We start from the raw sequence: 22757 nt of genomic DNA on the forward strand, positions 1-22757 counted from the left end.
CCAGTGCGGTGTTCAATCCCCGCTCCGAAATAAACAAGCCCGCTGGCCACGCTTCTGGAACGGGCTTCTGCCTCAGGAGGTCTTCGGCCTCCGACAGTGATCTCCACTCCGATAGGGTGCGGTCACGCTCGAAACTTAGATGCTGAAGCGCCAGCCACCCGACACCCATGGCTGCAAACAATGCAATTGCAATAATGACGCGTGCGCCCGTTCCCATGGCATGATCCCAATGCAAGATGGCAGTGTCAAATCAATGATAACACCTATTGTATTCGGCATACGGCCGACGGCAACCAGGGTATCACTTCCTTCGATGACTTGTTGTCCCGACGTTACCTGACGTGGCCGCGTTCAATTGGTCATAATATAATCCTTGCTGTGGTCATGTCGTGCGCTGGAGCGGCAATCCGTTGGGCCGGACACTGTCACGGCATGGGCAATGCGCCCGTAGCCTTTCTAACGATTGATCAGCCAGAGGATCAGCGAAAACACGATGCTGACAAGCAGGCCCGTGGTAATTGGGACGTACATGGTAAAATTCTCGCGCTCGATCAGAATATCGCCCGGCAGTCTTCCAAAGCCAACGCGCGCAAGCCACGGCCAGAGAATACCGACCGCAACGATAACAAGACCGACAATGATCAAGGTTCGGGACATCCTATCCGCACGCTAAGTGTCGTGAAAACAGCCCGGAATTTTAACACAACCGGCAGAAATGTGCCTGCGCGCGTCATCTCTGCTGCTTCATGTGCGAAGTGTGGGGAGGCGTTCTGCCTCACTGCAAGGGCGGCTTTCTCAGAAAGCTGTTGCGATCGGCCGACTTCACGCGCAGCCATGCCTCGCGCCCGCCGCGCAGGACCCGCAGGGGGATCTCTGCGCCGGCTGGGCCGCTGGTCCACACCTTCCGGTAAAAATCAGCCAGCCCATCAACCTCCTCGCCCCGGATCTCCGAGATGATGTCGCCCTGACGCAGGCCCGCCTGAGCCGCCGGACCTCCTTGCGCGACACTCATAACCACAACCTTTCCGCGGCTCTCGGCGGAGAATGCCCCGAGCCAGGGCCGCGGCGGCTTGTTGACTCGGCCGCGCTTGAGTAGATCATCCAGGATCGGCGGCAACAAATTGATCGGTACGATCATATTGATGTCCGCCGGCTCTCCATTTTTGCTCATTTGCAAGTGAAGCGAGCCGATGCCCAGCAGTTTGCCGTCTGTGTCGAGCAATGCAGCCCCTCCCCAGGAAGGATGAGCCGGCGCGATGAAGATCGCTTCATCCAGTACGTACTCCCAATAGCCGGCAAATTCCTGTTTGGCGACGATGTTCGCTCGGACGAACTGACCGATCCCGTCCGCAAGCACAACGGGATCTCCGACCTTCGCCTCGGCTGCGTCGCCGAAGTCCACCGCTGGCACGCCGAGCGGCCCAAGCGCCTGCACGACGCCAAACCCCGTTTCTTGATCATAGGCCAACGCATGCCCTGGAACGACGTGCCCGTCATGGCGGGTCAACCAAACTTCCTCGGCTTCGATAATCAGGCAACCGATCGTCAGCACCAGCCCATCCTTTCGAATGACCACGCCGCTGCCTTCTGGACCGCAAAGCGACCACTGATCGGGAAATCGTATCGATAGTCATGGCATTCGTCCTGACAGCGAGAAGAAACATGTCGTCCGTTATAGCTATGAAGCGGTTCCACCACCCACAAGAAGCAAGGCGGACGTTTCAGGTAAAAAGTCGCCCCCGGAACGAGATGAGGAACATCGAATGGATAATCGAGCGTCGGCACTGCGCACACTCTTGCAATCGCCCCATCCGATACCCATTTCTGCGCTCCACCCGTGATCGAGATTAGTGAGCAGCCAGCAATGACGCTCGCTTATCTCCGGGTAATGCGGCGCTCCTCGGAAACGAGTTGAGCGCCGTATTGTATGATGATCATGGACATGGAGGCATGCTGTAGGCTGTTGTGCCGACCCGAGATGTAAACAAGACAGCCGATTGGTACAAAGCGCGCGAAAAATCGGCTAATCGATATACATGCGGAAACACTTTGTAGCCGCGCGTGAAGAAAAGCCCGGCGAGGCTTGGCTGACCCGTTTCATTGCAGCGCGTGATGCCGCTGCCAGCTGGTATTTGGGTCAAGGACTGGAAGAACCCTCGACCGCAGCTGAATGCCGATCAGCGCTGCTTGCAGCACATGCCCGAGCCGTATACCGATCGCGGTGAGTCAAAAATGTGACGCTGCTCGACCGATCCGGTCACTATGCCACTTAACATCGTACGGCGCGCCTACGCCAAGCTGGTGCATTACGAGCTCGCGACAGGAATGTTGAGCGCGTCGTTTAGGCCCCACGCCTTTTGTCGATCGCCAGCGAAAGTCCGGCGAGACACATGCTCAGCGGCACCCACCAGATGGAATCGCCCATGGTGAAAAGCGTGATGGTGCTCACAACACACCAGAGCGTCGGGATAACAAACAACAGGACGTCGTAGCGTTGCCGGGTCGATGCCAGAAACCCAATTGTCGCGATTGCTGTCGGGTCCGGCATTATGCCGAAGACTTCAGACGTTTCTGGTCCCCGACCCGCGATCAACGACAGACCGGGGTAGAGCAGCACGGCCACTGCCATGACGACCACCCCAGCAAACCCGCCCGGCAGTGACGCGCCGGTTCTGCGCGGTATGACCTGAATGACGAGGATAAGGATCGCCTGCGCCACAAAGCCATAAGCCGCGTAGGTGGCGGCCCAGTTGATGCTTGAAAAATGCGACCAAAGGTAGGCCCAACCGACAAGCAGCCAAAGCGCGGCCAGAACCATTGCAACGATCCGACTGGCGTTCGGCCGGGCACGCGCGAGCAAGCAGACGAGGCCTACTCCCACCAGCAGCGTCAAAATCTGAAGCGGCCAGAGAGCCAGGTTGTAGGTCTCGATCTGCCTGAAATAGACGCGAGGCGAGAACATCAGGAAATCCGAAGGCCGATACGACCACCATTCCGTCACGAGGCGTTCTCATTTCGGGAGATGACAGCCATTACAGGCGTTCCACGTAGTCGATCGTGCGTTTGCGCAAGGCCGGGTCCATGACGGCACCGGTTGCCGCTTCCATGTTTTCCCGTACATGCGCCACGTTTGCGGTTGCTGGAATTGCACAGGTGACCGCTGGATGCGAGATGATGAACTTAAGCATCAGTTGTGCCCAGGTCTTCGCTCCGATTTCGGAGACCCAGTCCGGCAAGGGGTGATCCGCCATCTGCGCGATGAGGTCGCCCTGCCTGAAAGGGCGATTGACGATGACAGCGATCTTGCGCTCCGTGGCGAGTGGCAGGATGCGTTCCTCCACATCACGGTCCAAGACATTGTAGGTTACTTGAACGAAATCGATCGGCTGGGACGTCATGATATTTTCGATTTCGGAATGGCGACGTCCTTCCGAGGTGGTGATGCCGACACAGGTGAGCTGGCCGGCATCCTTCATTTCGAACAGCGTCTGGAGATGCTCGTCCCAGCTCAGCAGATTGTGGACCTGAAGCAGATTGAACTGGGGCACCCCCCAAAAGCCTTGAGACTGCCTGATTTGCTCCCGGCCGGATTGCGGATCACTGATCCAGACCTTGTCGGCGGAAAAAAGCGTTCGGGGGCGCGACAACTTTTCAAGCCCGTATCCGATTGTCTTCTGCGCCGAACCATACATCGGCGAGGAATCAATCAGCCTGCCTCCTGCCCCGAAGAAGGCCTGCATGACGGCGGTACATTCATCTTGCAGTTTTATGTCGTCTCCGACATTGAACGTGATCCAGCTTCCGAGGCCGATGACGGGAATTTCCTCTCCGGATGAAGGAATGGGCCTGGTCAAGACCGCTGGCACCTGAGCAGACAGCCGGTCGGGAAAGCCCGCCAGAGCTCCGGAACCCGCTATGAGCGCAAGAGCTTCCCGCCGATTGATTGAGAATCGCCTCGCCATCTTGTCTCCTCGCAAGTCGCGCCGGTTTGCCTCTTATTGACGGAGTATCGGGTATCCACTGCCACTTGAAAACCCATGGCCGGGCATCAGCCACTCACATTGAATTGAAGCCATGATGCAGTCCCCAAGCCCTGTAGCGCTTCCGGCTTATGGCGCCGGATGATCAAATAATTCAGCTTCGGCCCGACAAGGCAGGATAGGGTTTCCGCACCATTGATCGAAACGAAAGCAGTTCGAGGACCTGACGAGAACTGCTGCGGCCTTTGAGGGCAATCGGACACTCAGCATCGGGTTGTCGTCTTTATGCTTTAGTTCGTGAGAACGTTCGCGCCTCAAAAATCGCCATGATGCTGGACGAACGGATGCTCTTGTGTTCAAACGGGATTTCCCGCGACCGGAAAACGCGTGGCCTTCAGACCGTTACTGAAACGAACCGAGAAGCAGCTCATGAGCAAAGCCCGGACGGATGACGACGGCAAAATAAGCCATAATTTGCACGATCCGGATGATCGTCCGACCGAGACCTACCCAGTTCTTGTTTTAGGCGCTTTGGGCGTTGTCTATGGCGACATCGGCACAAGTCCGATCTACGCGTTTCGCGAGGCACTGCATGCTGCTTCCACTGATGGTTCCCTTTTGCGGGCAGATGTCCTTGGCATCGTATCCATGATTTTTTGGGCCCTGACGCTGATCGTCACGGTCAAGTATATCCTGTTTGTCCTTCGCGCAGACAACGACGGCGAAGGGGGTATCCTATCTCTAATGGCGTTGGCCCGCGAGAGCTACAGATCGCGACCCCGCTTGATCCTTGGCTTGGGCATTGTCGGCGCTTCTTTGTTCTATGGCGACGCCGCCATTACCCCAGCGATTTCCGTTCTGTCGGCAATCGAGGGCCTTGAAATCGTCACGCCTGCCTTCACGCCGTATGTGGTTCCGATTACCGTCACCATATTGTTGGCGCTCTTCTCGGTGCAGCGCTACGGCACAGCCCGCATGGCGTTCTTTTTCGGGCCGATCACCTTGGTGTGGTTTCTTGCGCTCGGTTTCTTCGGACTGTGGCATTTGTTCGACGACCTCAGTGTTCTTGCGGCTGTAAACCCTCACTACGGGTTCGACTATATCGTCCGCAATCAAGGCACGGCCTTCGCCACGATCGGCACGGTGTTTCTTGCCGTAACCGGAGCGGAAGCTCTCTACGCTGACCTTGGTCATTTCGGCCGCCGGCCGATCGCGACGGCCTGGATGTGGATCGTGTTCCCCTGTCTGCTCTTGAATTATTTTGGCCAGGGGGCCTTCGTGCTCGCTCATGCTGAATCGGCGAAAAATCCTTTCTTTGAGATGTTTCCGCTATGGGCGTTGTTGCCCATGGTACTCCTGGCAACCGCCGCGACGGTCATCGCCAGTCAGGCGGTCATCACCGGAGCCTACTCGCTGTCGCGGCAGGCGGTGCAGCTTAATCTTCTGCCGAGGCTCCGCATCGCCCATACGTCCGAGAAACAGTCCGGGCAGGTTTATTTGCCTCGCATCAACGTTCTCCTTGGGCTTGTGGTCGTCCTGTTGGTTCTCGGGTTCGAGCGCTCCACCAATCTGGCCGCTGCCTATGGCATCGCAGTGACGGGCAATATGCTGGTGACGACGACGCTGCTGTTGATCGTCATGACCCGGATCTGGCAATGGCAAGTCTGGGTGGCCGCTCTCACCACCGCCTGTTTCCTTGTCATCGACATCACCTTCGTCGGTGCGAACCTCATCAAGGTCATCGATGGCGGATGGGCCTCGCTTCTTGTCGCCGTCTTGATCGTGCTGATCATGTCCACATGGGTGAAAGGAAGCCGCCAGCTACAGAAGAAAGTCGGGCAAGGCGACGTGCCGCTCGAGCTGATTGCGAAGAAATTGGCACAGAATCCCCCGACGATCGTACCAGGCACTGCGGTTTTCCTGACGGGCAACCCGCAAGGCACGCCCACTGCGCTGCTGCACAGCCTCAAACATTACAACGTGCTGCATGAGCGCAATGTCATCCTGAATGTAGTCACTGCCCCCTCGCCCAGCGTCCGGAAAAGCGACCGCATGCGCTTTGAGCCGATCAACGATCGCTTCGTGCAGGTCACGCTGACGTTCGGCTACATGGAAAGACCGAACGTCCCGCGGACCTTGGCGATCTTCAAAACCGCAGGCTGGAAATTCGACATCATGGCCACCTCATTCTTCCTGGCCCGGCGTTCATTGAAGACGTCTCCGCGTTCGAAGATGCCGTATTGGCAAGACAAGCTATTCATAGCTCTCGCGCATTCGGCAAATGACGCCACGGAGTATTTTCAAATTCCGACAGGACGCGTGGTGGAGATTGGCACGCAGGTCACTATTTGATCTTAACGCGCTATGGCGGATTCTACATCGGTGTACGACTGATCAGACAGCACGATCACCTTTCTGGCGTAGTCGAAGGTAATGGTTGCAACCGCTTACCCACTTCCCCGAAAATTGACATAGGGAGATTTGCCTCAGGACAGATGCGCGACACGCGACCACCCAGAAAACGTACACAGAAACGGCGTGGGACGTCGTCTGTATGGCAATCCAAGAAAATGATGCACTTAGGAAACAAATAAATAAATTGATTGATTCTAAATCTCAAAACATTGCCTACATTGCATGTATGAGGATCGAACGTTCAAACAAGGGTTTTCTTGGCGGGAGATCCCAAGCGAGGCTGACAAAGGGGCGGGAAAGTTAACTGCCAACTTGGGGTAAGCCCCGATTGTAGCTAAGCACCCATGAGCGCACACTCACATCGTCCAATCGTGTCGCGAAACGCCGCGGTTGACGAACCCCGTACCCGCCGTTGCTTTGACCCAGCGGCGGGCTTTTTTGCGAAACAAGGGCCGAAAATCAATATTTGATGGCTCGGCCTGTTTTGCGTGCGTCCTGCTTAGTTTGCCGTTTATCCTGACGGCATGCAGCGTTGCTTTTCTGGTTGGCGGCGCGGCAGTCCTGCTTTGTTTGTCGTGCTTCTGGGCGCGCCTGCTGGCGGGTGTCACGCGCCTGCTGACGTTGCTGGCCCTGCTCCGTCGCCCACGATATTGCAGGTAAACCGGCAAGAGATGTCGCGATTATCGATGCGGTAAATAAAGGCTTTAAATAGGGCATTTTAGTATCCTCCCTTAAAGGGTTTGGGAGCGAGCCCGTACGATGGCTTAGGGCGGCATCCATCGTGATAAACACGATAAACGTTGTACGCTCAGCTTTAAGATTTGGTTTACCAAAAACCCGCTGCCGCGAGGTCTGCTGACAGCGGGCTTATTTGGGGCAATCATGGAATAGGATTGGACGCCTTTTCCATGATTGCACAATACGCTCAGTCTTCAGGATGACCAAGCGATAACAGTTCGTCCCTGGCTGCGGATTGCGCTGCTCGACAAAGCCGGGGCCAATATCGGGCACCACCAATATGTTTCTCGATCCGACGACCAGTTGTTAACACTTTCCATAGTAGCCTAGAGTGGTTTGCCTACTTCAACTTGATGAAAAGGATCTTCGAATGAACAGAGCTCTGATCACCATCGTTGCCGTACTGACAGTTATGAGTTTAAGCGCCTGCGGATCAATCGGCAAAGGAAAAGCTCCTCCGCCAATGGCGGAACCGGCAGCAGCACCAGTCTATAAATAAAGGCTACTGCCTCTGTGCTGTGGGAAGGTGACTCCATCTTCCCATTTCCAGCAATTGTACAACGTCCGATAGCAAATACTTTGCGCCGGTTGAAACTTGGCTCGTGAGTAAAGATGACACTCGCAGGACATGCCGTCTCTTCGCCGTAACGGGGCGTGGGGCGAATTCGCAAATCCCGCCGAATGTCGTGCCCCACACGATCAGGGCTCTGTGCCAATCAGCGCTGCTTCGCCAACGGCGACGCCTCAACAGCGGACGAGCGGCATTTCACAAAATTCGGCCCCCGCGATGTCGTCACCTACGGCCACACTTACGGACTTTTATGTCTTCCTTGACGGAGCGGGCCGGATGATTGACCGCCAGCTTTGCTTCAGCTCCAAACACGCGGTAGGACATCGCGGCGACGGCCTTGTCATGTTCCACTTCGCCGGACATAACCCGTGCCCTCGCCCATCTGTACCTGTCGTTCAAATCACCGTCACTCTCGCCGGTCCCGGCCGGCACGGGAATGCACAAGGGAAGCGCCGCCCAAATACCTACAAAATGGCTCGACTGTCAGGTCGAGCAGACGCATTGTTCGCCCGTCTCGCGCTGTGGAGAGCCGTGCCATCAGACCATACACCTGCAGGCGCATATCCGCTCACCTGTTTTGACAATGGAATCATTGCTGCAGGAGACAGGCCGAGGTCTTGGGCGTATAGTGTGGATTGCTGTCAGGGGTTTAGCATGCACATCGCTCCAATCAGGAAGTTGGCTGGCAAGGTAAGCGTCTTGCTGACGTTATGCTTGGTTCTGTTGTGTGCAGTTGTTTCTGCTTCACCTGCGCAGAAGGCAAATGAAACTCCTCCTCCGGGCAAGGTTGACCAGCTGCTGAAGCTTATGGCGGACCCAGACGTCAAAGCCTGGATCGCCACAAAGGGTGCGTCGTCCTTCGCCGCAGAGGAACCTGCCGTTCCGACGGCGAATGACGTCATGGGTTGGTCAAACACCATCCGTGCACATTTGCGCGGTCTCGGACAAGCCGTTCCGGCCGTGCCGGCCGAGTTTTCCCAGGCGCGCTCCACGATCATGACCGAAATCAACGGTCGACGTCCGGGGGCGATCCTAGTGCTTTTTGCTGCGTTTGCCGGGCTCGGCTTCGGTGCCGAATTCGCCTGCCGGCGTATTCTCGGCCGCGCACATCGGCAAATGGCAGCGCCCTCGACGATTGAGGGTTCGCACGCGCGTCACCATGTCATCGGACGCTCGGTTTTCACGGCCATTGCACCTTTGGTGGTCTTTGCTTTTGCCAGTGTCGGTGCCTTCCACGCCTTCACGTGGCCGCCGCTCTTGGCCATGCTTGTCCTTCCCATGCTTGTCGCCCTCATCGCATGGCGCGTGATCATGCAAATAACAGCCATACTTCTTGGAACCGACCGTAGTCGAGTGAACGACAGCAGCGAAGTCCCGGCGCGTCTCATTCCGATGGACGATGCGGCGGCGGCGTTCTGGTATCGGCGTGTCGCCTACTTTGCGGGAATATTCTTCACAGGTTGGACCGCTGCGGCCTTAATGACGGCGCTCAATTTTAGCCCCAACGTCAAGAGCCTGATCATTTACGTACTCGGCCTTGGCCTTTTGGCTGTCGCGCTGGAAACCGTCTGGAACCGCCCGGAAGCCCCCATCGCTTCCCGTGCCTACCGCGTCAAGGAGTGGCTGCTCACACTGTATCTGTGCCTGCTCTGGCTGTTGTGGGTCGCCGGCACGAGCGGGGCGTTGTGGGTCGGCATCTATGTGCTCATCCTGCCGCCGATTTTGCGGACGACAAGCACGATCGTGAAGTCGTTCTTCTCCGGTCCTGATGATACCACGGCCAAGCCCAGGAATCCGGTCTTCGAAGTCCTGATAGAGCGGGGAGCAAGGGTGGTCATCATCGCGCTTGCCGCCGCTTGGCTCGCTGCAGTCATTCGCTTGCGGGCAAGCGGATTGATGGAGGACGAGGCGGCCAGCCGCATGATCCGCGGCGTATTGGGCGGCATAGTCGTCCTGCTTGCAGCGGATCTCATCTGGCACATGGCAAAGGGCCTCATCAATCAGCGCATCGAACGCGCCCGCACCGAAGGCGGGGATGAAGCTGCGCTGGCCCGCAGCGGACGGCTGATGACGTTGCTACCGATCCTGCGCAATTTCCTCGCTGTGCTCATCGCCGTTCTTGCCGTCCTGATGGTTCTGTCCGGCCTTGGTGTGGCGATCGGCCCATTGATCGCGGGTGCGGGCATTTTCGGCGTCGCGATCGGCTTCGGCTCGCAGTCGCTGGTAAGGGACATCATCAGCGGCATCTTCTACATGACCGATGATGCATTTCGGGTTGGAGAATACATCAAGAGCGGCACCTATATGGGCACCGTTGAATCCTTCGGCATCCGCTCAGTCAAACTGCGCCACCACCGCGGTCCGATTTTCACCGTGCCGTTCGGCACGCTGGGCGCGGTGCAGAACATGAGCCGGGATTGGGTCATCGACAAGTTCCTCATCTCGGTCAACTTCGACGCCGACCTCGTCAAGGTCAAAAAATTGGTGAAGGGTGTCGGTGCGGAATTGCTCGAGGACGAGGAACTCGGCCCCTACATCATCGAAACGGTGAAGATGAAGGGCGTGGAGGCCTTTAGCGACTATGGCATCAACCTGAGCTTCGCCGTGATGACGAAGCCCGGCCATCAGTCCTCCATCCGGCGGCGTGCCTACGCGATGATCCGCGAGGCCTTTGCGTTGAACGGCATCGGCTTCGCTTCCCCGACCGTGCAGGTCGCAGGTGGCGAGGATCACGCGGCAGGTGCCGTAGCGGCCGCATCCGATACCATCACACGCAAGAAGGCTGCCGAAGCCAAATTGAAATTGGTGGAAGGCGAAAGCTAAGCCAACGAGGGAGATCGTGTGCGAGGTGTTGCTTAAAACCGAAGCTCATGAAGCTGAAACGGTTTCCGCCAGCGGGACAATCAACAGGGGTCTGGGAGGATCGAAAAATGAGCGTATTCGTAGCCGAGATTTTAGGACGAGGAATAGTTGCTTTTGACGCGGCGACTGAAGATGATGCCAAGATACTTCTGTCGGACGAGGCGCTACGGCGGGACCTGCATGTGTTCCAAAACCAGGGCCGTTGTCTCTGGGACGGCGTCGCGGAAATCAATTTGCGGGGAGCGCTGCCGAAGGAAACCGAAATCTGGCAAGCCAGCCGCGCGACGGCTGACCAGTCCGGCGAGCCTGACGGTCACGATGACTGGCGTATCTTCCTGCTGCCGGTTGTCGATCCTTCGAGATTCGATGATGACGACGATGATGACCGGGATGACGGCGACTAAGAGTTCAGGCGCTTACAACGGGGCGAAGCCGGCCTTGATCAGGCCAGCGCCAAGCTGGTCAATGAGCGCGGACGTATAGTGGCGCGCCGTCATATTGGAGCGAAACGTGGTCCAGAACTGATCGCCCCGTTGCTTCAGACGGCCGGCAGCCTCATGGGAAGCCGTCGCATTTCCTAGTTGTCCCGCCGCAGCGATCTGCAGAATGTTGGCGACGTAATTGTCCGATCGCGCCACTTGCTGGACACGAAGAAGTGCTTCCGTGAAGTCTCCGCGATGATAGTCATTCAGTGCCAAAGTTAGTCCGGCATCAACGTGCGGAACTGGTTCGTTCTCGCCCGCCCTGACTGCCAGGTCGTAACCTTCAGCCCACCTGCCCTGAGCGAAAAGCATGGCCCCCAGCCGCGCGGCGATCAGACTGTTGTTGGAATTGAGTTTCAAGGCGCGGTATCCAGAAACCGAGGCCGCTTCGGTTTGGCCGTTTCGGAATTGTGCCAGCATCCGGGCGTAGCCCGCCCGATCAGATTGCGGAGCAAGCGCCACGGCTTTGTTCGCAAGATCGAGCGCGCGGGATGTCAGTTCGGTCGATGCTTCAGGTGGTTCGGTCTCCAACAGCACTATTGCCCGCTCGGCAATGACATCCGGATCATTCGGCGTTATCAGCAACGTTGCATCAAGGCACGTTCCGGCCTCCCTCAATTCGCTCGCATCAAGCCGTTCGACGGCCATCGCAGAACGTAAGACGCAACCACTCCCCAAGGTAGGCGTGGCCAGCTCACGTGTCAGTTCGATTCCGTTTATAACCCCGTGCGGGGCGGCGAAACGGGTTGCAAGTTTCGCGATGAGCAAGCGGCGGATTTCGATTTCGGGCCTCTGGTCGAGGACAATCTGCTCGATGCCAGACCGCAACGATTCTCCGGTCACAGGATTGATAATTTGCCACCAGACCGACCGGACGGTCTCGGTCGGCTGATACTTCAGAATTACGTGATATGGGGTTGTCGTTCGACGGACATAATGGAACAGCGGTACGGCGGCAGTTTGCGCAGCGTTCTCCTTGCCAACGCCGATGGGTTCCATTGCAGAAAGTCTGAGTGTCTGAAATTGTGACAGAGCGACCATCAGATCGTCGCCAATGGATCCGGCCTCTATATCCGTCTGGTCCCCGGCTAGTTTCATCTCGACCGCAACGCTCGGCTTTTCCGAGAAGCGGGGGCCTTCGACGAAAGCAACCCAGATGACGCCGAAAGCCGCTGCAGTGACTATGGCTGAAATGCCCAGTCGCCGTTTTGAGATCGTATTCCGCCAACCATTGGAAGTCTCGCCAATTTCTGGAACAGCAGGTGTCTCCCGGAAGTATTCTGCCTGCGGCGGGGTTCTCGTAAATACCGGAACATACTTTCCCCGCGGCAACTCTATGCGAATCCGTCCTTCCTCCATGTTGTATTCATAGTATTGGGCAAGAGCCGCACGAAGCCGGGTCGCCTCTATCCGGACAATCGGATCGGCGATCGGATCAAAATTGTCTGGACGTCCAAAAACATCGACGGCGATCGTATAGGCCTTTACCGTAGCAGAGCGGCCCTCAAACATTTCTGTCGCGACGAACGTGAGGAAATTTCTGTTGCGCTCGGTCAAACGAAAATGCGGATCGGACAAGAGCCGACACAGTTCAGTGCGGGATTCCCGTTCAGAAACGGTCTCGCTTTTCGTCCCGTCGGCGACCCCGACAACTTTCATCAAGGCCCCCATGAAATCTTTGCGGACAACGACTGATCGTCATCCATTTCCACCATCCATGCCTGCAATAGCGTATAAGCGATCGCCAGAAGCGCGCTCATCATTGATATCAAGATTGTGCCATACATCTTACGATCCCCTTAGACAGGAAATTCCGATTGGCTGTAGGACGATCGTCTGCCGCGACCGCCACCCGGTCACCTCCGCTTCCTCGGCCGCCCAGGCTCATTAGGGCTGGCGGGACAACTCCTTCGATGGAAAAAACAATAGGCGCTGGCGTGCCGGAACTCCCGTAACATCGGGTATGCTACATGTATTCCGTGTCCAGCTGGCTACGTGGGTGGAAGGTCGCTGGTGGCGATTGTCGAGACATGCCCGCACGAAATTGCCCGGATTTGGCGCGGGCTCAGTTTCCGATTTAAGCGCACCGGCCAGCGCTTCGACTGTATGCTACCGTAAAATACTCCCCAAATATGCTTGGATCTGCGATAGTCGGTGTGTCTCTCCGCTGCTCATGGAAAGGAGCCCTGTTCGATGGACGTTCGCCTGATGGCGGCCAAACTGCGCTTTCCTTCCCGAAGTCAGGCGATTGAGGAGCGGGCCTCCCGGGACGAAGAGTTTCGCGATCTTTGCACGGACTTCCGTGATGCACAGGCAGCACAGCTGCACTGGGAGCGGTCGACGGAACCGGAGCACGATGAACGCAGCGCCGAATACCTGGCCCTGGTCGATGACCTGGCGAGGGAGATCGCAAGCGCTCTCGATAAAGCGAAAATCATTCCCTTCCATAAGCGCTGGCCAAAATCGCTCCGGTAGATCTTCCGGACCGTCTGCCGGAAAGACACCGCTTACGCGTCCCCGGCCACGTAAAATACAGTAGTTTACATGACTTCGATCCCCTGACGTGCAAGTGATTATATCGGCGGAGCAGTAAGTGTTTCCGCAACGCTGACAGGACGGCGTGCCGGTCATTAAATTTTGGCCGGACATGGCTGGCGCTGGCGATTGGTGATCGCGCGAGCGGCAACAATATCGAAGGGATGAGAACATGGCCGATACACTGCATCCGGCAGCGATCGAACATCTTCCGGGCTTCGTCACGGGACCAGGCGAAAGCGATTGGTTGTTCACCGTCGTCGCCGTGTTCCTTTTGGGCGCCATTCTCATGATCGGCAATTTTTACTTCCAAGTCCATGCGCTGCCGGAACGAATGGCGCATCGGACCAAAAAAGTGCAAATGGAGATCGTGGCCGTTCTGGCGCTGATTTCCCTCTTCACGCACAACCACATCTTCTGGATTGCCGGCCTGTTGCTGGCATTTATCGATCTGCCTGATTTCTCCACGCCGATGAGCTCGATGGCCCAGTCGCTTGAAAGGCTGTCGGGGCGGACCCCTGCGGTTGAGGATCCGGTGGTCGTCACGCTGGTGCCGAAACCTAAGCCGGATACTGTCGGTGGGGGCATCTGATCGATGTTCGAGCTTCTTCTCTGTTCCCTGCTCACGGTCTTCCCGGATTATCTCTATCGCCGCTACGCCCAGGGGAAGCGGATAGGACGCGAGATCACTCTTTTCACGGTTTGGTATGAATTGCGCTGGGGCATCACCGCGTGCCTGCTGCTGACGGTCTCGTTGATCACGCTGGTATTTTACTACCACCCCTCGACCAAGAACGTGACCGCGATATTCCGCACCGTGACCATTCTGCCCGAGACTGTCGGCCGTGTTGCCGAAGTGTTCGTCGGCGTGAATTCCAAGGTCCGAACCGGCGACCCTCTCTTCAGGCTCGACAGTTCCGAACAGGAGGCAGCGCACGAAACGGCCCAGCGCCAAATCGACGAAACTGTTGCGGAGACCGCCGTGGCACAAACCGAGCTGGCCGCAGCCGACGGGCTTATCCAACAGGCGCAAGGCGCGTACCAGCAGGCGCTGGACGAACTCGCAACCAGGCAGGAGCTCTTGCGGCGCAATGCGGACGTCTCGGTTCGGGAGGTTGAGCGGTTGCAGATCACCGCCGACGGCCGGAAGGGTACGCGCGACGCCGCCGTCGCCAACAAACGGACCATCGAGACAAAGCTTTCTTCCCTACTTCCCGCCCAGAAGGCGAGTGCGGAAGCAGCTCTCAAACAAGCACAGGTCGAGCTCGACAAAACCCTCGTTCGCGCCGGCGTCGCGGGAACCGTCCAACAGTTCACGCTCCGACGCGGCGATGTCGTCAACACAATGATACGCCCCGCAGGAATCCTTGTCCCCGAAGGAGCCGGACGGGCAAGGCTGGTTGCCGGCTTCGGCCAGATCGAGGCGCAGGTAATGAAAAAAGGCATGATTGCGGAGGCCACGTGTATTGGGATGCCGTTCACCATCATTCCGATGGTCGTGACCGAAGTCCAGGACGTCATTGCGGCGGGGCAACTGCGGCCAACGGACCAGCTGCTGGATGTGGGGCAGATTGTGCAAGGAGGATCGCTCACCGTCTTCCTCGAACCTCTTTTCCCGGGTCAGCTGGACCGGTTGCCCCCAGGCAGCAGCTGCATCGCCAACGCGTACACCAACAACCACGACGCGCTCGCCGCGCAGGATATCGGCACGTCGCGCTGGGTTTTCCTGCACGTCGTCGACACCGTCGCGATTGTGCATGCGATGATCCTTCGGATGCAGGCGATAATGCTGCCGGTCCAGACGCTCGTACTCGGCGGCCACTAACACTGGTCGATATTGGAAGTCAGGGGAGCACGTCTCGTACGCAAGTTGGCCCTTATGGGATGTAGTTAAAAATCGTATGTCGGGCATTTGAATGCGCATCGCTGCAATCATTCGCCCTCGACCGCTTCTCCATAGCGGACGCGGGCTGTCACCGCGAACGTCGCTGCAAGTTATGTAGTGTCACCTGTAACATACCCGATGTTACAGGTTTTTCCGTTCGACAGCGCGTAGTGTGAACCAAGGCTTGGCGATCGCGTCGTTCTGATCGATGCGTATCCAGGTGAATGAGGATCGGGTGGATATTCGACGGACAGACAATCACGGGAGATAATACGATGACGACCAAAGCTTGGAGGTCCATGCAATCCACTGTCACCGTCCTTGCATCGGCGGCGCTGACGATGATCCTCGCGGCCGGTACATTCCCGGGCGCTTCGGCCGGCGAAGCCGAAGCCAAGACGATTCTCAAGTCGATGTCCGACTACATGGCGGGGCAAAAGGCTATTTCATTCGCCTACGACACCAATTTTGAGGTCGTCACCAAGGACCACCAGAAGCTGCTTCTGGCAAGCTCGGGCAAAGTCGAAATAGGCCGCCCCGACAAGTTTCGCGCCACGCGTTCCGGAGGTTTTGCCAATGTCGAGACGACGTTCGATGGCAAGACCCTGACGCTGCTGGCCAAGGAGGACAATATGTACGCACAGGCCGAGGTATCCGGCACGGTCGACCATCTCATCGACGAATTGCGAAACAAATACCAGAGGCCCGTCCCCGGCGCTGATCTCCTGCTCACCAATGTCTACGACGAATTGATGCGTGACGTGGTCGACGTGAAGGATCTAGGCAGCGGCGTGATCGGCGGCACCGAATGCGACCATCTGGCGTTCAGGGCCAAGGAAGTCGACTGGCAGATATGGATTGCCCAGGGCGAGCACCCCTATCCCTGTCGATACGTCATCACTTCCACGAAAGTTGATCAGGGACCGCAGTACAGTATCCAGATCAGCGACTGGAAGACCGGCACGGATGTCGTTGCGCAGGATTTCAGCTTCAAGAACGCGACGGATGCCAAGCAAGTGGACGACCTGAAGAAACTCGTCGATATCGATGAGCTTCCGGATCAATTCGCCGTAGGAGGCACAAAATGACCATCCCAAGGATACTGAACATCTTTGTGCTGACCGCCACCGTCGGGTTGTTCGGCCTGGAAGCCGGAACGGAACTTTCAATCCCGGGGGTGGCCAGTTTTGTTGCTACCGCAGAGGCGAGAGTTGGTCGGCCGCTCACGCCCGTCAGCGTCGCAGGCGCTGCTCGGCGCACGGTGAGGCGATGCGCGGCTGGGGTATATAACTGTTAGGCCAACGGCACGACAAGCACCGCGCAAACTTGAAACATGTTGGCGTTCTTGACGCAATTGTCTTCTTGGCGTCGTTTGTCATTCAATAGGAGGAAACCATGCATTTATTCGCTCGGACTGCCTTGGCAGTTGCAGCACTCACCGTTCCTTGTACAGCCGCAGAGACCGTGACAAAATATGGCTCGGCGGCCGGTTGGGACATATATGTAAAAAGTAGCACAGGTCCTGGCTGCATGATCATGCGGGACAATGCCGACGGCGAAACACAGGTGCAGATAGGCATCGATGCGACGGCGGCCCCGCGTGGCTACCTGGCGCTCTATTCCAAGAAACCGACAAAGATCACCGCCGGCGAAAAGATCTCCGTCGTGTTCGACGTCGATGGCGAAAAGTACACGGGTGTGGCCAAGGGACAGGGAATGGAGGGATACGAAGGCGCATTCGTTCCTTTCAACAATCTCGATTTCATCTATGATCTTGCCAAGAAAAAAGCGCTGACGATCACCTCGAAGGGACGCAGGACCGTTGTGGTCGACCTCACCGGCACCGACAATGCATTCAAGGCACTGCGAGAATGTCAGGCCGCTCAGAAGTAAGTGGTGGCGTATCCGGAGCATTACCACGCAGTGACAGTCGGCAATCGCTCCCAAATTGGGGGCGGTCAAAGCCGCTACCCACGCTCTCCGTCCAACGCCAATATCTGGTTCGAGTACATTTGCTCTCCGGTGATTTCCCGCCCCAGCCAAACGGGCAGTGGAAACTCGTCGCTGGCGTCCCTTAACTCGATCTCTGCAACAATGAGGCCACGATGTGCACCCTCGTAGACGTCAATTTCCCAAACATGTCCGCCGTAAGCTACATCATAGCGGGTCTTTTCAACGACGACTCCAATTCGGTGCCTTATTAGTTTGAGAGCTTCGCAATATGGAAGGTCGTACTCAAATTCGTCTCGCTGCATCGGACCCGTGCGGACTTTGACGGTCAGCGTGGCGCGCCTATCGTCGATAGTCCTAACGCGCACCGTCCTGTCTCCGGCGACCGTCATATAGGCCTGACGAAAAACGGATCGGATGGTCGCATGCTCCCTCCAACCGTCATCGGAGACAAGATATTTCCGCTCAATCTCCACTTTCATCTGCCTCCTCCTCGTTGCAATGGCGAACTAATGCAAAGCAAAGACCTCGCTGGAGAAGTGCCCTAACGCCGAAAAGATACGGCACTTTGCCTCGAAATCGCCCCTTCAATCTCGCTGGCAAGGTAATTTGCCATCTCCGCAAATTCGGCGCGTCGTTCACTGCGGATTGGATCCGGCAGATTCTCCACGGTTTTGATCGCTCGTTCTGCGGCTGCAAGATCACTGCACAATTCCCGAAAGGTTTCGTCGCTGACGTAAAGGTGTTGAATTCGTAACGAGCTTTCCGGGTATCGGCGCAAAACCGCAGCCAATTTTTGATCGAAGGCACCTCCAGTCCGCGCGTTCATTGTCTTTCCTTCGGCTTGGTTCTGTGATTGGGCAACCAAGCCCTTTGTCCCTCGGTAGTATATTGCGCTTTCGTCAAAAAAGGACGTAGAATACTGTAGAATACAGCAACTGGTGAGTGTGCCGGGGTTACAGTATTCGGGGGAGAACGACGTGGAGGACGTTGTTCAAGACGGGGCATCGGTACCCACCCATGCCGATATCCTTGAGCAACTTGACCGTATCCGGTCGAGCAGTGAATTTGACGTGCCCGAGCGTGCCCGGCAATTCTTCGCCTACGTTGTCGGCGAAACCGTTGGCGGTCGCGCAAACCGGATAAAGGCCTATTCGATCGCGGTCGAGGTTTACGGCAGAAGCTGTTCTTTTGACCCCCAGATTGATCCGGTGGTCCGAATCCAGGCCGGTCTGATCCGGCGGGGACTGGAGCACTACTACCTCGTCGCGGGCCAGAACGACCCCATCGTCGTGACCATGCCCAAAGGCGGCTATGTCCCGGTCTTTTCGCGCCGAACTGAGACGCCTCCTTCTGCCCACAGGCTTGCCGCAACGTACTCGAAACAACTCACGGCCACTTGGGGGCGCGCACCACCCTGGGTGGGGCTTATCCTCGTTGTCGCGGCATTGATGGGTCTAGCCCTCTACGCAGGAGGCATGTTCCACTTTGGAGACGGTTTCGGCATCACGGACAGGCAGGCGGCCGGCCCCGGCGTTCCGAAGTTGGTGATCGAACCCTTCGAGGACCTTTCGGGCACTCCCGATTCGGCGGTCATAGCCCAAGGTCTGACGGACGAAGTCATCGGTCAGCTGGCAAAATTCAAGGAGATCGTGGTGGTTGCCGGCACGGGTATCATGTTGGCCGCAGGTGATTCCGAAGCGCTCTTTGCCCTGGAAGGGCGCGTCCGCCTTCACGGCGACAAGCTCCGGCTGAACGCGCGGCTCCTCGATCGAAACAGTGGATCCGTGGTCTGGACAAATAATTACGACAGCATCGTCCAGGTTCAGAATCTGCTTCAACTCGAGGCCGACATAGCTCAAGCGGTGGCGACAGCGCTGGCCCAACCCTACGGGATAATTTTCCAGACCGATGCTGCCGATCTTGCACAGTCGCCGCCTGATGATCTGGAGGCATATAAATGTACGCTGGCGTACTACCGCTACCGCTCCAACCTCAACCCCGCAACGCATGCGACCGTTCAGAGTTGCCTGCAGCGGGCAGTCCAACGTTTCCCCAACTATGCGACAGCATGGGCCCTGCTTTCCTTGACCTATCTCGACGAACTTCGTTTTCGATACCGTCTCAATTCGACGACCCCATCGCTTGACGTTGCAACCGAGACGGCAAGGCGGGCCGTGGAACTGGATCCCCAAAACGTTCGGGCGCTGCAGGCCGAAATGCTCAGTCACTATTTCCGCGGCGAAATTACAGCGGCATTGGAAGTCGGCGCACGAGCTTATTCGATCAACCCCAATGACACCGAGCTGGCGGGTGAGTATGGATTCAGGCTTGCCTTGTCAGGGCAATGGAAGCCCGGATGCAAACTGATCGCTTCGGCTGTGTCCCGCAATCCGCAGCCGTCGGGGTATTTCGAGTCTGCGCTTGCTGTCTGCGCTTATATCGACAAGGACTACATAACTGCCGAGAGATGGGCGAGACTGGCGGACGTTCGTGCCAACCCGATTTATCACCTGATACTGACGGCAATTCTCGGGCAGCTCGGCAAAACCGAGGAGGCACGCAGCGAACGGCAATGGCTCGCAGTCCACGCACCCACCTTCGTCGACAATATTCGCCATGAAGTCGCCGTCCGGGTCATTCGCCGCGAGGATCAGTTGCATTTGCTCGACGGGTTCAAGAAAGCGGGGCTTTCCATCCCCGACGAGTGACCCACTTGGCCGTGCGAGCCTGCGCAGCCACACGTACCTTCGTCCTGCACTCTATGTATATTACACGATGTTACGGGTTCTCCCCGGCAGTGCAGACTATACTTTTCTAGTTGAAACGGTCTTGACGCGGTCTTGCTGCCAATGAGCAGTCGGATCAGCAGCGTTTCCTCGAGCACTGATAATGATAGTCGCCGCAAGCCAGAGGAGCCTGAGGGGATATCGAGCCAGTTGGCTGCCGAGCGACAGATCGGCAGCCATAAGAACCCAAATCCCAGACGCCGGGAGGACAGTGTCATGAACAATCAAAACAACACGTTGCGCGAAGGGGATCCGGTCCAACATGTAGAGCACGAGAAGCTCGGCAAGGACCGCTACAACAAGCAAATGAAAAAGCTTCAGATCGAGCTCGCGCATTTGCAGGCATGGGTGAAGAAATCGGGCGCACGCGTCATAATCCTGTTCGAGGGCCGTGATGCAGCCGGAAAAGGCGGCATGATCAAGCGGATCACGGAGCGGGTAAGCCCGCGCGTGTTCCGCGTCATTGCGCTTCCTACGCCAAGCGACCGGGAGAAATCGCAGATGTTCATGCAGCGCTACATTCAACATTTTCCGGCGGCGGGCGAGATCGTGATCTTCGACAGGAGTTGGTACAACCGGGCAGGCGTCGAGCGCGTCATGGGTTTCTGTTCCGAAAAGACAGCACGACGGTTTCTGGAACTTGTCCCGCAGTATGAGGCAGCGATTGTTGAAAGCGGCACCATACTACTGAAGTATTTCCTGACCGTCGGCGAGGAAGAGCAGGAGCGCCGGTTCCGCCGTCGTATCGACGACCCGTTGCGCCAGTGGAAACTCAGTCCGATGGATATCACGTCGTATCAACGCTGGTGGGATTACACCCGCGCTTACGACGAGATGCTCAAGGTAACGGACAGGCCCGATGCCCCGTGGTGGATTGTCCCGTCCGACGACAAGGAGCGCGCGCGCATCAACTGTATTTCGCACATCCTCAAGTCGATCCCCTACGAACGGGTCAAGTTTGACGCGCCGAATCTCGGCAAGCGGCAAAAGCGGCCCAACGGCTATATCGCGCCAGAGGCTACCGCCGCCGTGGTCCCCGACGTGCTTTGAAGACGATATCCGTCAAACAACGTCATCCACGAAAGGATCAAGCAGATGCCAGAGAAAAAAGAACCACTAGATTTGAACGCGATGCCTCCGAGCGCGGCGGACATTCGCAATGAAGTCATCAAACGTGCAAGGGAGGAAGATCAAAAGCAGGCGAAAGCAAAGGCGGTCCAGGAGCAGAAGGCCGCCGACTTCGCTGAAGATTTCCTCAAGAACCATGTCAGCGAAGCGGACGTACTCGCGGTTCGCCGGCTTGTGGCGAACGCTGTCCAGGCGGGCAAATTCGAGGCTATGGTCTATAGCTTTTCATCGGATCTTTGTTCGGACAGCGGTCGCGCAATAAACAGCGGCGACAAAGACTGGCCGGCAACACTGCAAGGCAAGGCAAAGGAGTTTTATGATCGCTATCAGAAACTTGCCAAGCCGCAGGGTTTCAAGCTCAAGGCAATGATCATCAGTTTCCCCGGCGGAATGCCCGGCGATGTCGGCTTTTTCCTGAACTGGGGTTCAGATCGCGCTTGAGTTTGGGGCCGGACAAACTCTGGGAGAAGGAGCCTGCCATGAGAGTATCGGCTTTGTTGATGGTCAGCCTCGTTGCGTCGCCGGTCCATGCGATGACCGCTGCAGACCTAATAGGTGCGGAACAACGCTTTGCGACGGGGTACATTTTCGGAGCCATCGAATATCAAATAGGCATACCAGTTAATGATGATTTCGCCGACCGCCGTAAAGAAATCCGGAAGTGTTTGCTCGACGGCAAATTCATGTCCGACGCCCTCTATGCCAAGGTGACCACCTTCATTCAAAGTCATCCCGCAACACTCCCAAAGAGCGCGGTCGGAGCGATACTGCAGGCAGTCGACGATCTTTGCCCAGAAGCCGGGAGGTAAGAGATGCTGACGGCGGCGCTCCATACGAAGAAGGCCAAGCAGGGTGAGAGTTCCAATAAAACGGTCCGTTCGGATGAATTCCCGGCGGGCAGAGTTTCTACAAAGAGCCTGTTCACTCGGATGATCGCTTTGATCCTCCTCCTTGTCACGAGCTTCGGTAACCTTGCGCTCGCAGAAGAGCCGACTTTCGCGAAACTTCAGTCAATGTGCAGGGATAGGAAAGATCAGTTGGACCACGGCTTTTGCATCGGCTTCGTGCAAGCGGTCGCGCTTCGTGTAGCAAGGGAGAACAAGCATTGCCAACTTCTTCAGAAGTACATTGACAGCCCAAACGCGGATCTTGCGTTTCCCGATTTGATAATCGATCTCGACCCGCAGGAATATTCCGGTAGCGCCCTCAAATCCGTGGAAAAATTTTTGCTCAACAGGGGGTGCAACTAAGCGACGGGAAATTTGAAGATCTCGTTGAATGTTCGGAGATACTAACGAATCGGCACGGTTCCAATTGACGGATTGCGAATTTCGTTCTCACACGTATGTCGCGGTGAGTACTTTACAGGACACTTTGCCGAACCTGTGTGCTGGTCCGGTAGCCCTATCCAATAGGAGCGTT

The 22757-nt window shown here is 56.9% G+C and carries 23 protein-coding genes and 1 pseudogene; 14 read left to right on the plus strand and 10 right to left on the minus strand.

From position 1 onward, the window contains the following. The 5 genes and pseudogenes from C7476_RS28585 to C7476_RS25845 form a co-directional block, all read right to left on the minus strand. A partial coding sequence (locus C7476_RS28585; protein WP_210207823.1) for a hypothetical protein occupies positions 1-217 on the minus strand: 217 nt, incomplete at its 3' end. Positions 218-456: 239 nt separating this feature from the next. Next, a complete protein-coding gene (locus C7476_RS25825; protein WP_114432794.1) occupies positions 457-657 on the minus strand; it encodes a DUF2905 domain-containing protein in 201 nt (66 codons plus the stop codon). Positions 658-775: 118 nt separating this feature from the next. Next, positions 776-1634 (minus strand): annotated as a pseudogene (locus C7476_RS25830) (S1C family serine protease). 707 nt (positions 1635-2341) lie between these two features. Further along, the gene (locus C7476_RS25840; RefSeq protein WP_147274740.1) at positions 2342-2962 is read right to left on the minus strand and encodes a DUF6064 family protein; all 621 of its coding nucleotides are present in this window, start codon (positions 2960-2962) and stop codon (positions 2342-2344) included. A gap of 70 nt (positions 2963-3032) precedes the next feature. Beyond that, positions 3033-3962, minus strand: a complete 930-nt coding sequence (locus tag C7476_RS25845; protein ID WP_114432797.1) for an aldo/keto reductase — start codon at positions 3960-3962, stop codon at positions 3033-3035. 447 nt (positions 3963-4409) lie between these two features. Between C7476_RS25845 and C7476_RS25850 the strand changes: the two genes are divergently transcribed. Next, positions 4410-6332 carry a potassium transporter Kup gene (locus C7476_RS25850; protein WP_114432818.1) on the plus strand — a complete coding sequence of 641 codons (1923 nt, stop codon included), beginning with the start codon at positions 4410-4412 and terminating at the stop codon, positions 6330-6332. A gap of 522 nt (positions 6333-6854) precedes the next feature. Here the strand turns inward: C7476_RS25850 and C7476_RS25855 are convergent. Continuing rightward, positions 6855-7112, minus strand: coding sequence for a hypothetical protein (locus tag C7476_RS25855; RefSeq protein ID WP_114432798.1), 258 nt, complete (start codon positions 7110-7112; stop codon positions 6855-6857). Between the two features lie 391 nt (positions 7113-7503). Between C7476_RS25855 and C7476_RS25860 the strand changes: the two genes are divergently transcribed. Continuing rightward, on the plus strand, positions 7504-7632 hold the full coding sequence (locus C7476_RS25860; RefSeq protein WP_114432799.1) for an ABC transporter: 129 nt from the start codon (positions 7504-7506) through the stop codon (positions 7630-7632). A 294-nt stretch (positions 7633-7926) separates the two neighbouring features. Here C7476_RS25860 and C7476_RS28420 read toward each other — a convergent pair whose 3' ends face one another. Next, a complete protein-coding gene (locus C7476_RS28420) occupies positions 7927-8067 on the minus strand; it encodes a hypothetical protein (protein ID WP_181872613.1) in 141 nt (46 codons plus the stop codon). Between the two features lie 291 nt (positions 8068-8358). Between C7476_RS28420 and C7476_RS25865 the strand changes: the two genes are divergently transcribed. Then, positions 8359-10527 (plus strand): mechanosensitive ion channel family protein, encoded by a 2169-nt coding sequence (locus C7476_RS25865; protein WP_181872614.1) that lies wholly within the window; start codon positions 8359-8361, stop codon positions 10525-10527. A 107-nt stretch (positions 10528-10634) separates the two neighbouring features. Further along, positions 10635-10970, plus strand: coding sequence for a hypothetical protein (locus tag C7476_RS25870; protein ID WP_114432800.1), 336 nt, complete (start codon positions 10635-10637; stop codon positions 10968-10970). Between the two features lie 12 nt (positions 10971-10982). Here C7476_RS25870 and C7476_RS25875 read toward each other — a convergent pair whose 3' ends face one another. Then, positions 10983-12707 carry a tetratricopeptide repeat protein gene (locus C7476_RS25875; protein ID WP_147274741.1) on the minus strand — a complete coding sequence of 575 codons (1725 nt, stop codon included), beginning with the start codon at positions 12705-12707 and terminating at the stop codon, positions 10983-10985. 534 nt (positions 12708-13241) lie between these two features. Here C7476_RS25875 and C7476_RS25880 point away from each other — a divergent pair. The 6 genes from C7476_RS25880 (at position 13242) to C7476_RS25905 (ending at position 17361) form a co-directional block, all read left to right on the plus strand. Beyond that, positions 13242-13523 carry a hypothetical protein gene (locus C7476_RS25880; RefSeq protein WP_114432802.1) on the plus strand — a complete coding sequence of 94 codons (282 nt, stop codon included), beginning with the start codon at positions 13242-13244 and terminating at the stop codon, positions 13521-13523. Between the two features lie 232 nt (positions 13524-13755). Then, positions 13756-14175, plus strand: coding sequence for a hypothetical protein (locus C7476_RS25885; protein WP_114432803.1), 420 nt, complete (start codon positions 13756-13758; stop codon positions 14173-14175). A gap of 3 nt (positions 14176-14178) precedes the next feature. Beyond that, positions 14179-15408 carry an HlyD family secretion protein gene (locus C7476_RS25890; protein WP_114432804.1) on the plus strand — a complete coding sequence of 410 codons (1230 nt, stop codon included), beginning with the start codon at positions 14179-14181 and terminating at the stop codon, positions 15406-15408. A gap of 335 nt (positions 15409-15743) precedes the next feature. Continuing rightward, entirely contained in the window at positions 15744-16556 is an 813-nt protein-coding gene (locus C7476_RS25895) for a DUF2092 domain-containing protein (protein ID WP_114432805.1), read from the plus strand. After that, positions 16553-16765 (plus strand): hypothetical protein, encoded by a 213-nt coding sequence (locus C7476_RS28975; protein WP_112531278.1) that lies wholly within the window; start codon positions 16553-16555, stop codon positions 16763-16765. Before C7476_RS25895 ends, C7476_RS28975 begins: the two co-directional genes overlap by 4 nt. 98 nt (positions 16766-16863) lie before the next feature. Further along, on the plus strand, positions 16864-17361 hold the full coding sequence (locus C7476_RS25905) for a hypothetical protein (protein ID WP_112531277.1): 498 nt from the start codon (positions 16864-16866) through the stop codon (positions 17359-17361). Positions 17362-17435: 74 nt separating this feature from the next. On the opposite strand, the gene C7476_RS25910 is transcribed toward C7476_RS25905, so the two are convergent. Continuing rightward, complete coding sequence (locus C7476_RS25910; RefSeq protein WP_112531276.1) at positions 17436-17900, minus strand: CYTH domain-containing protein; 465 nt, start codon at positions 17898-17900, stop codon at positions 17436-17438. Between the two features lie 498 nt (positions 17901-18398). On the opposite strand from C7476_RS25910, the gene C7476_RS25920 reads away from it, so the two are divergent. From C7476_RS25920 to C7476_RS25930, 3 genes are all read left to right on the plus strand, one after another. Further along, on the plus strand, positions 18399-20129 hold the full coding sequence (locus C7476_RS25920; RefSeq protein ID WP_114432807.1) for a hypothetical protein: 1731 nt from the start codon (positions 18399-18401) through the stop codon (positions 20127-20129). Between the two features lie 294 nt (positions 20130-20423). Then, positions 20424-21257, plus strand: coding sequence for a polyphosphate kinase 2 (gene ppk2, locus C7476_RS25925; RefSeq protein ID WP_114432808.1), 834 nt, complete (start codon positions 20424-20426; stop codon positions 21255-21257). A gap of 45 nt (positions 21258-21302) precedes the next feature. After that, on the plus strand, positions 21303-21776 hold the full coding sequence (locus C7476_RS25930) for a histidine kinase (RefSeq protein ID WP_114432809.1): 474 nt from the start codon (positions 21303-21305) through the stop codon (positions 21774-21776). A gap of 107 nt (positions 21777-21883) precedes the next feature. On the opposite strand, the gene C7476_RS27955 is transcribed toward C7476_RS25930, so the two are convergent. Further along, positions 21884-22066: a hypothetical protein gene (locus tag C7476_RS27955; RefSeq protein WP_147274742.1), complete on the minus strand. Its 183-nt coding sequence runs from the start codon at positions 22064-22066 to the stop codon at positions 21884-21886. Positions 22067-22147: 81 nt separating this feature from the next. On the opposite strand from C7476_RS27955, the gene C7476_RS25940 reads away from it, so the two are divergent. Then, positions 22148-22585: a hypothetical protein gene (locus tag C7476_RS25940; RefSeq protein ID WP_245426598.1), complete on the plus strand. Its 438-nt coding sequence runs from the start codon at positions 22148-22150 to the stop codon at positions 22583-22585. Positions 22586-22757: the final 172 nt, after the last annotated feature.

The organism is Phyllobacterium bourgognense, assembly GCF_003337575.1.
Taxonomy (GTDB): Bacteria; Pseudomonadota; Alphaproteobacteria; order Rhizobiales; family Rhizobiaceae; genus Phyllobacterium; species Phyllobacterium bourgognense.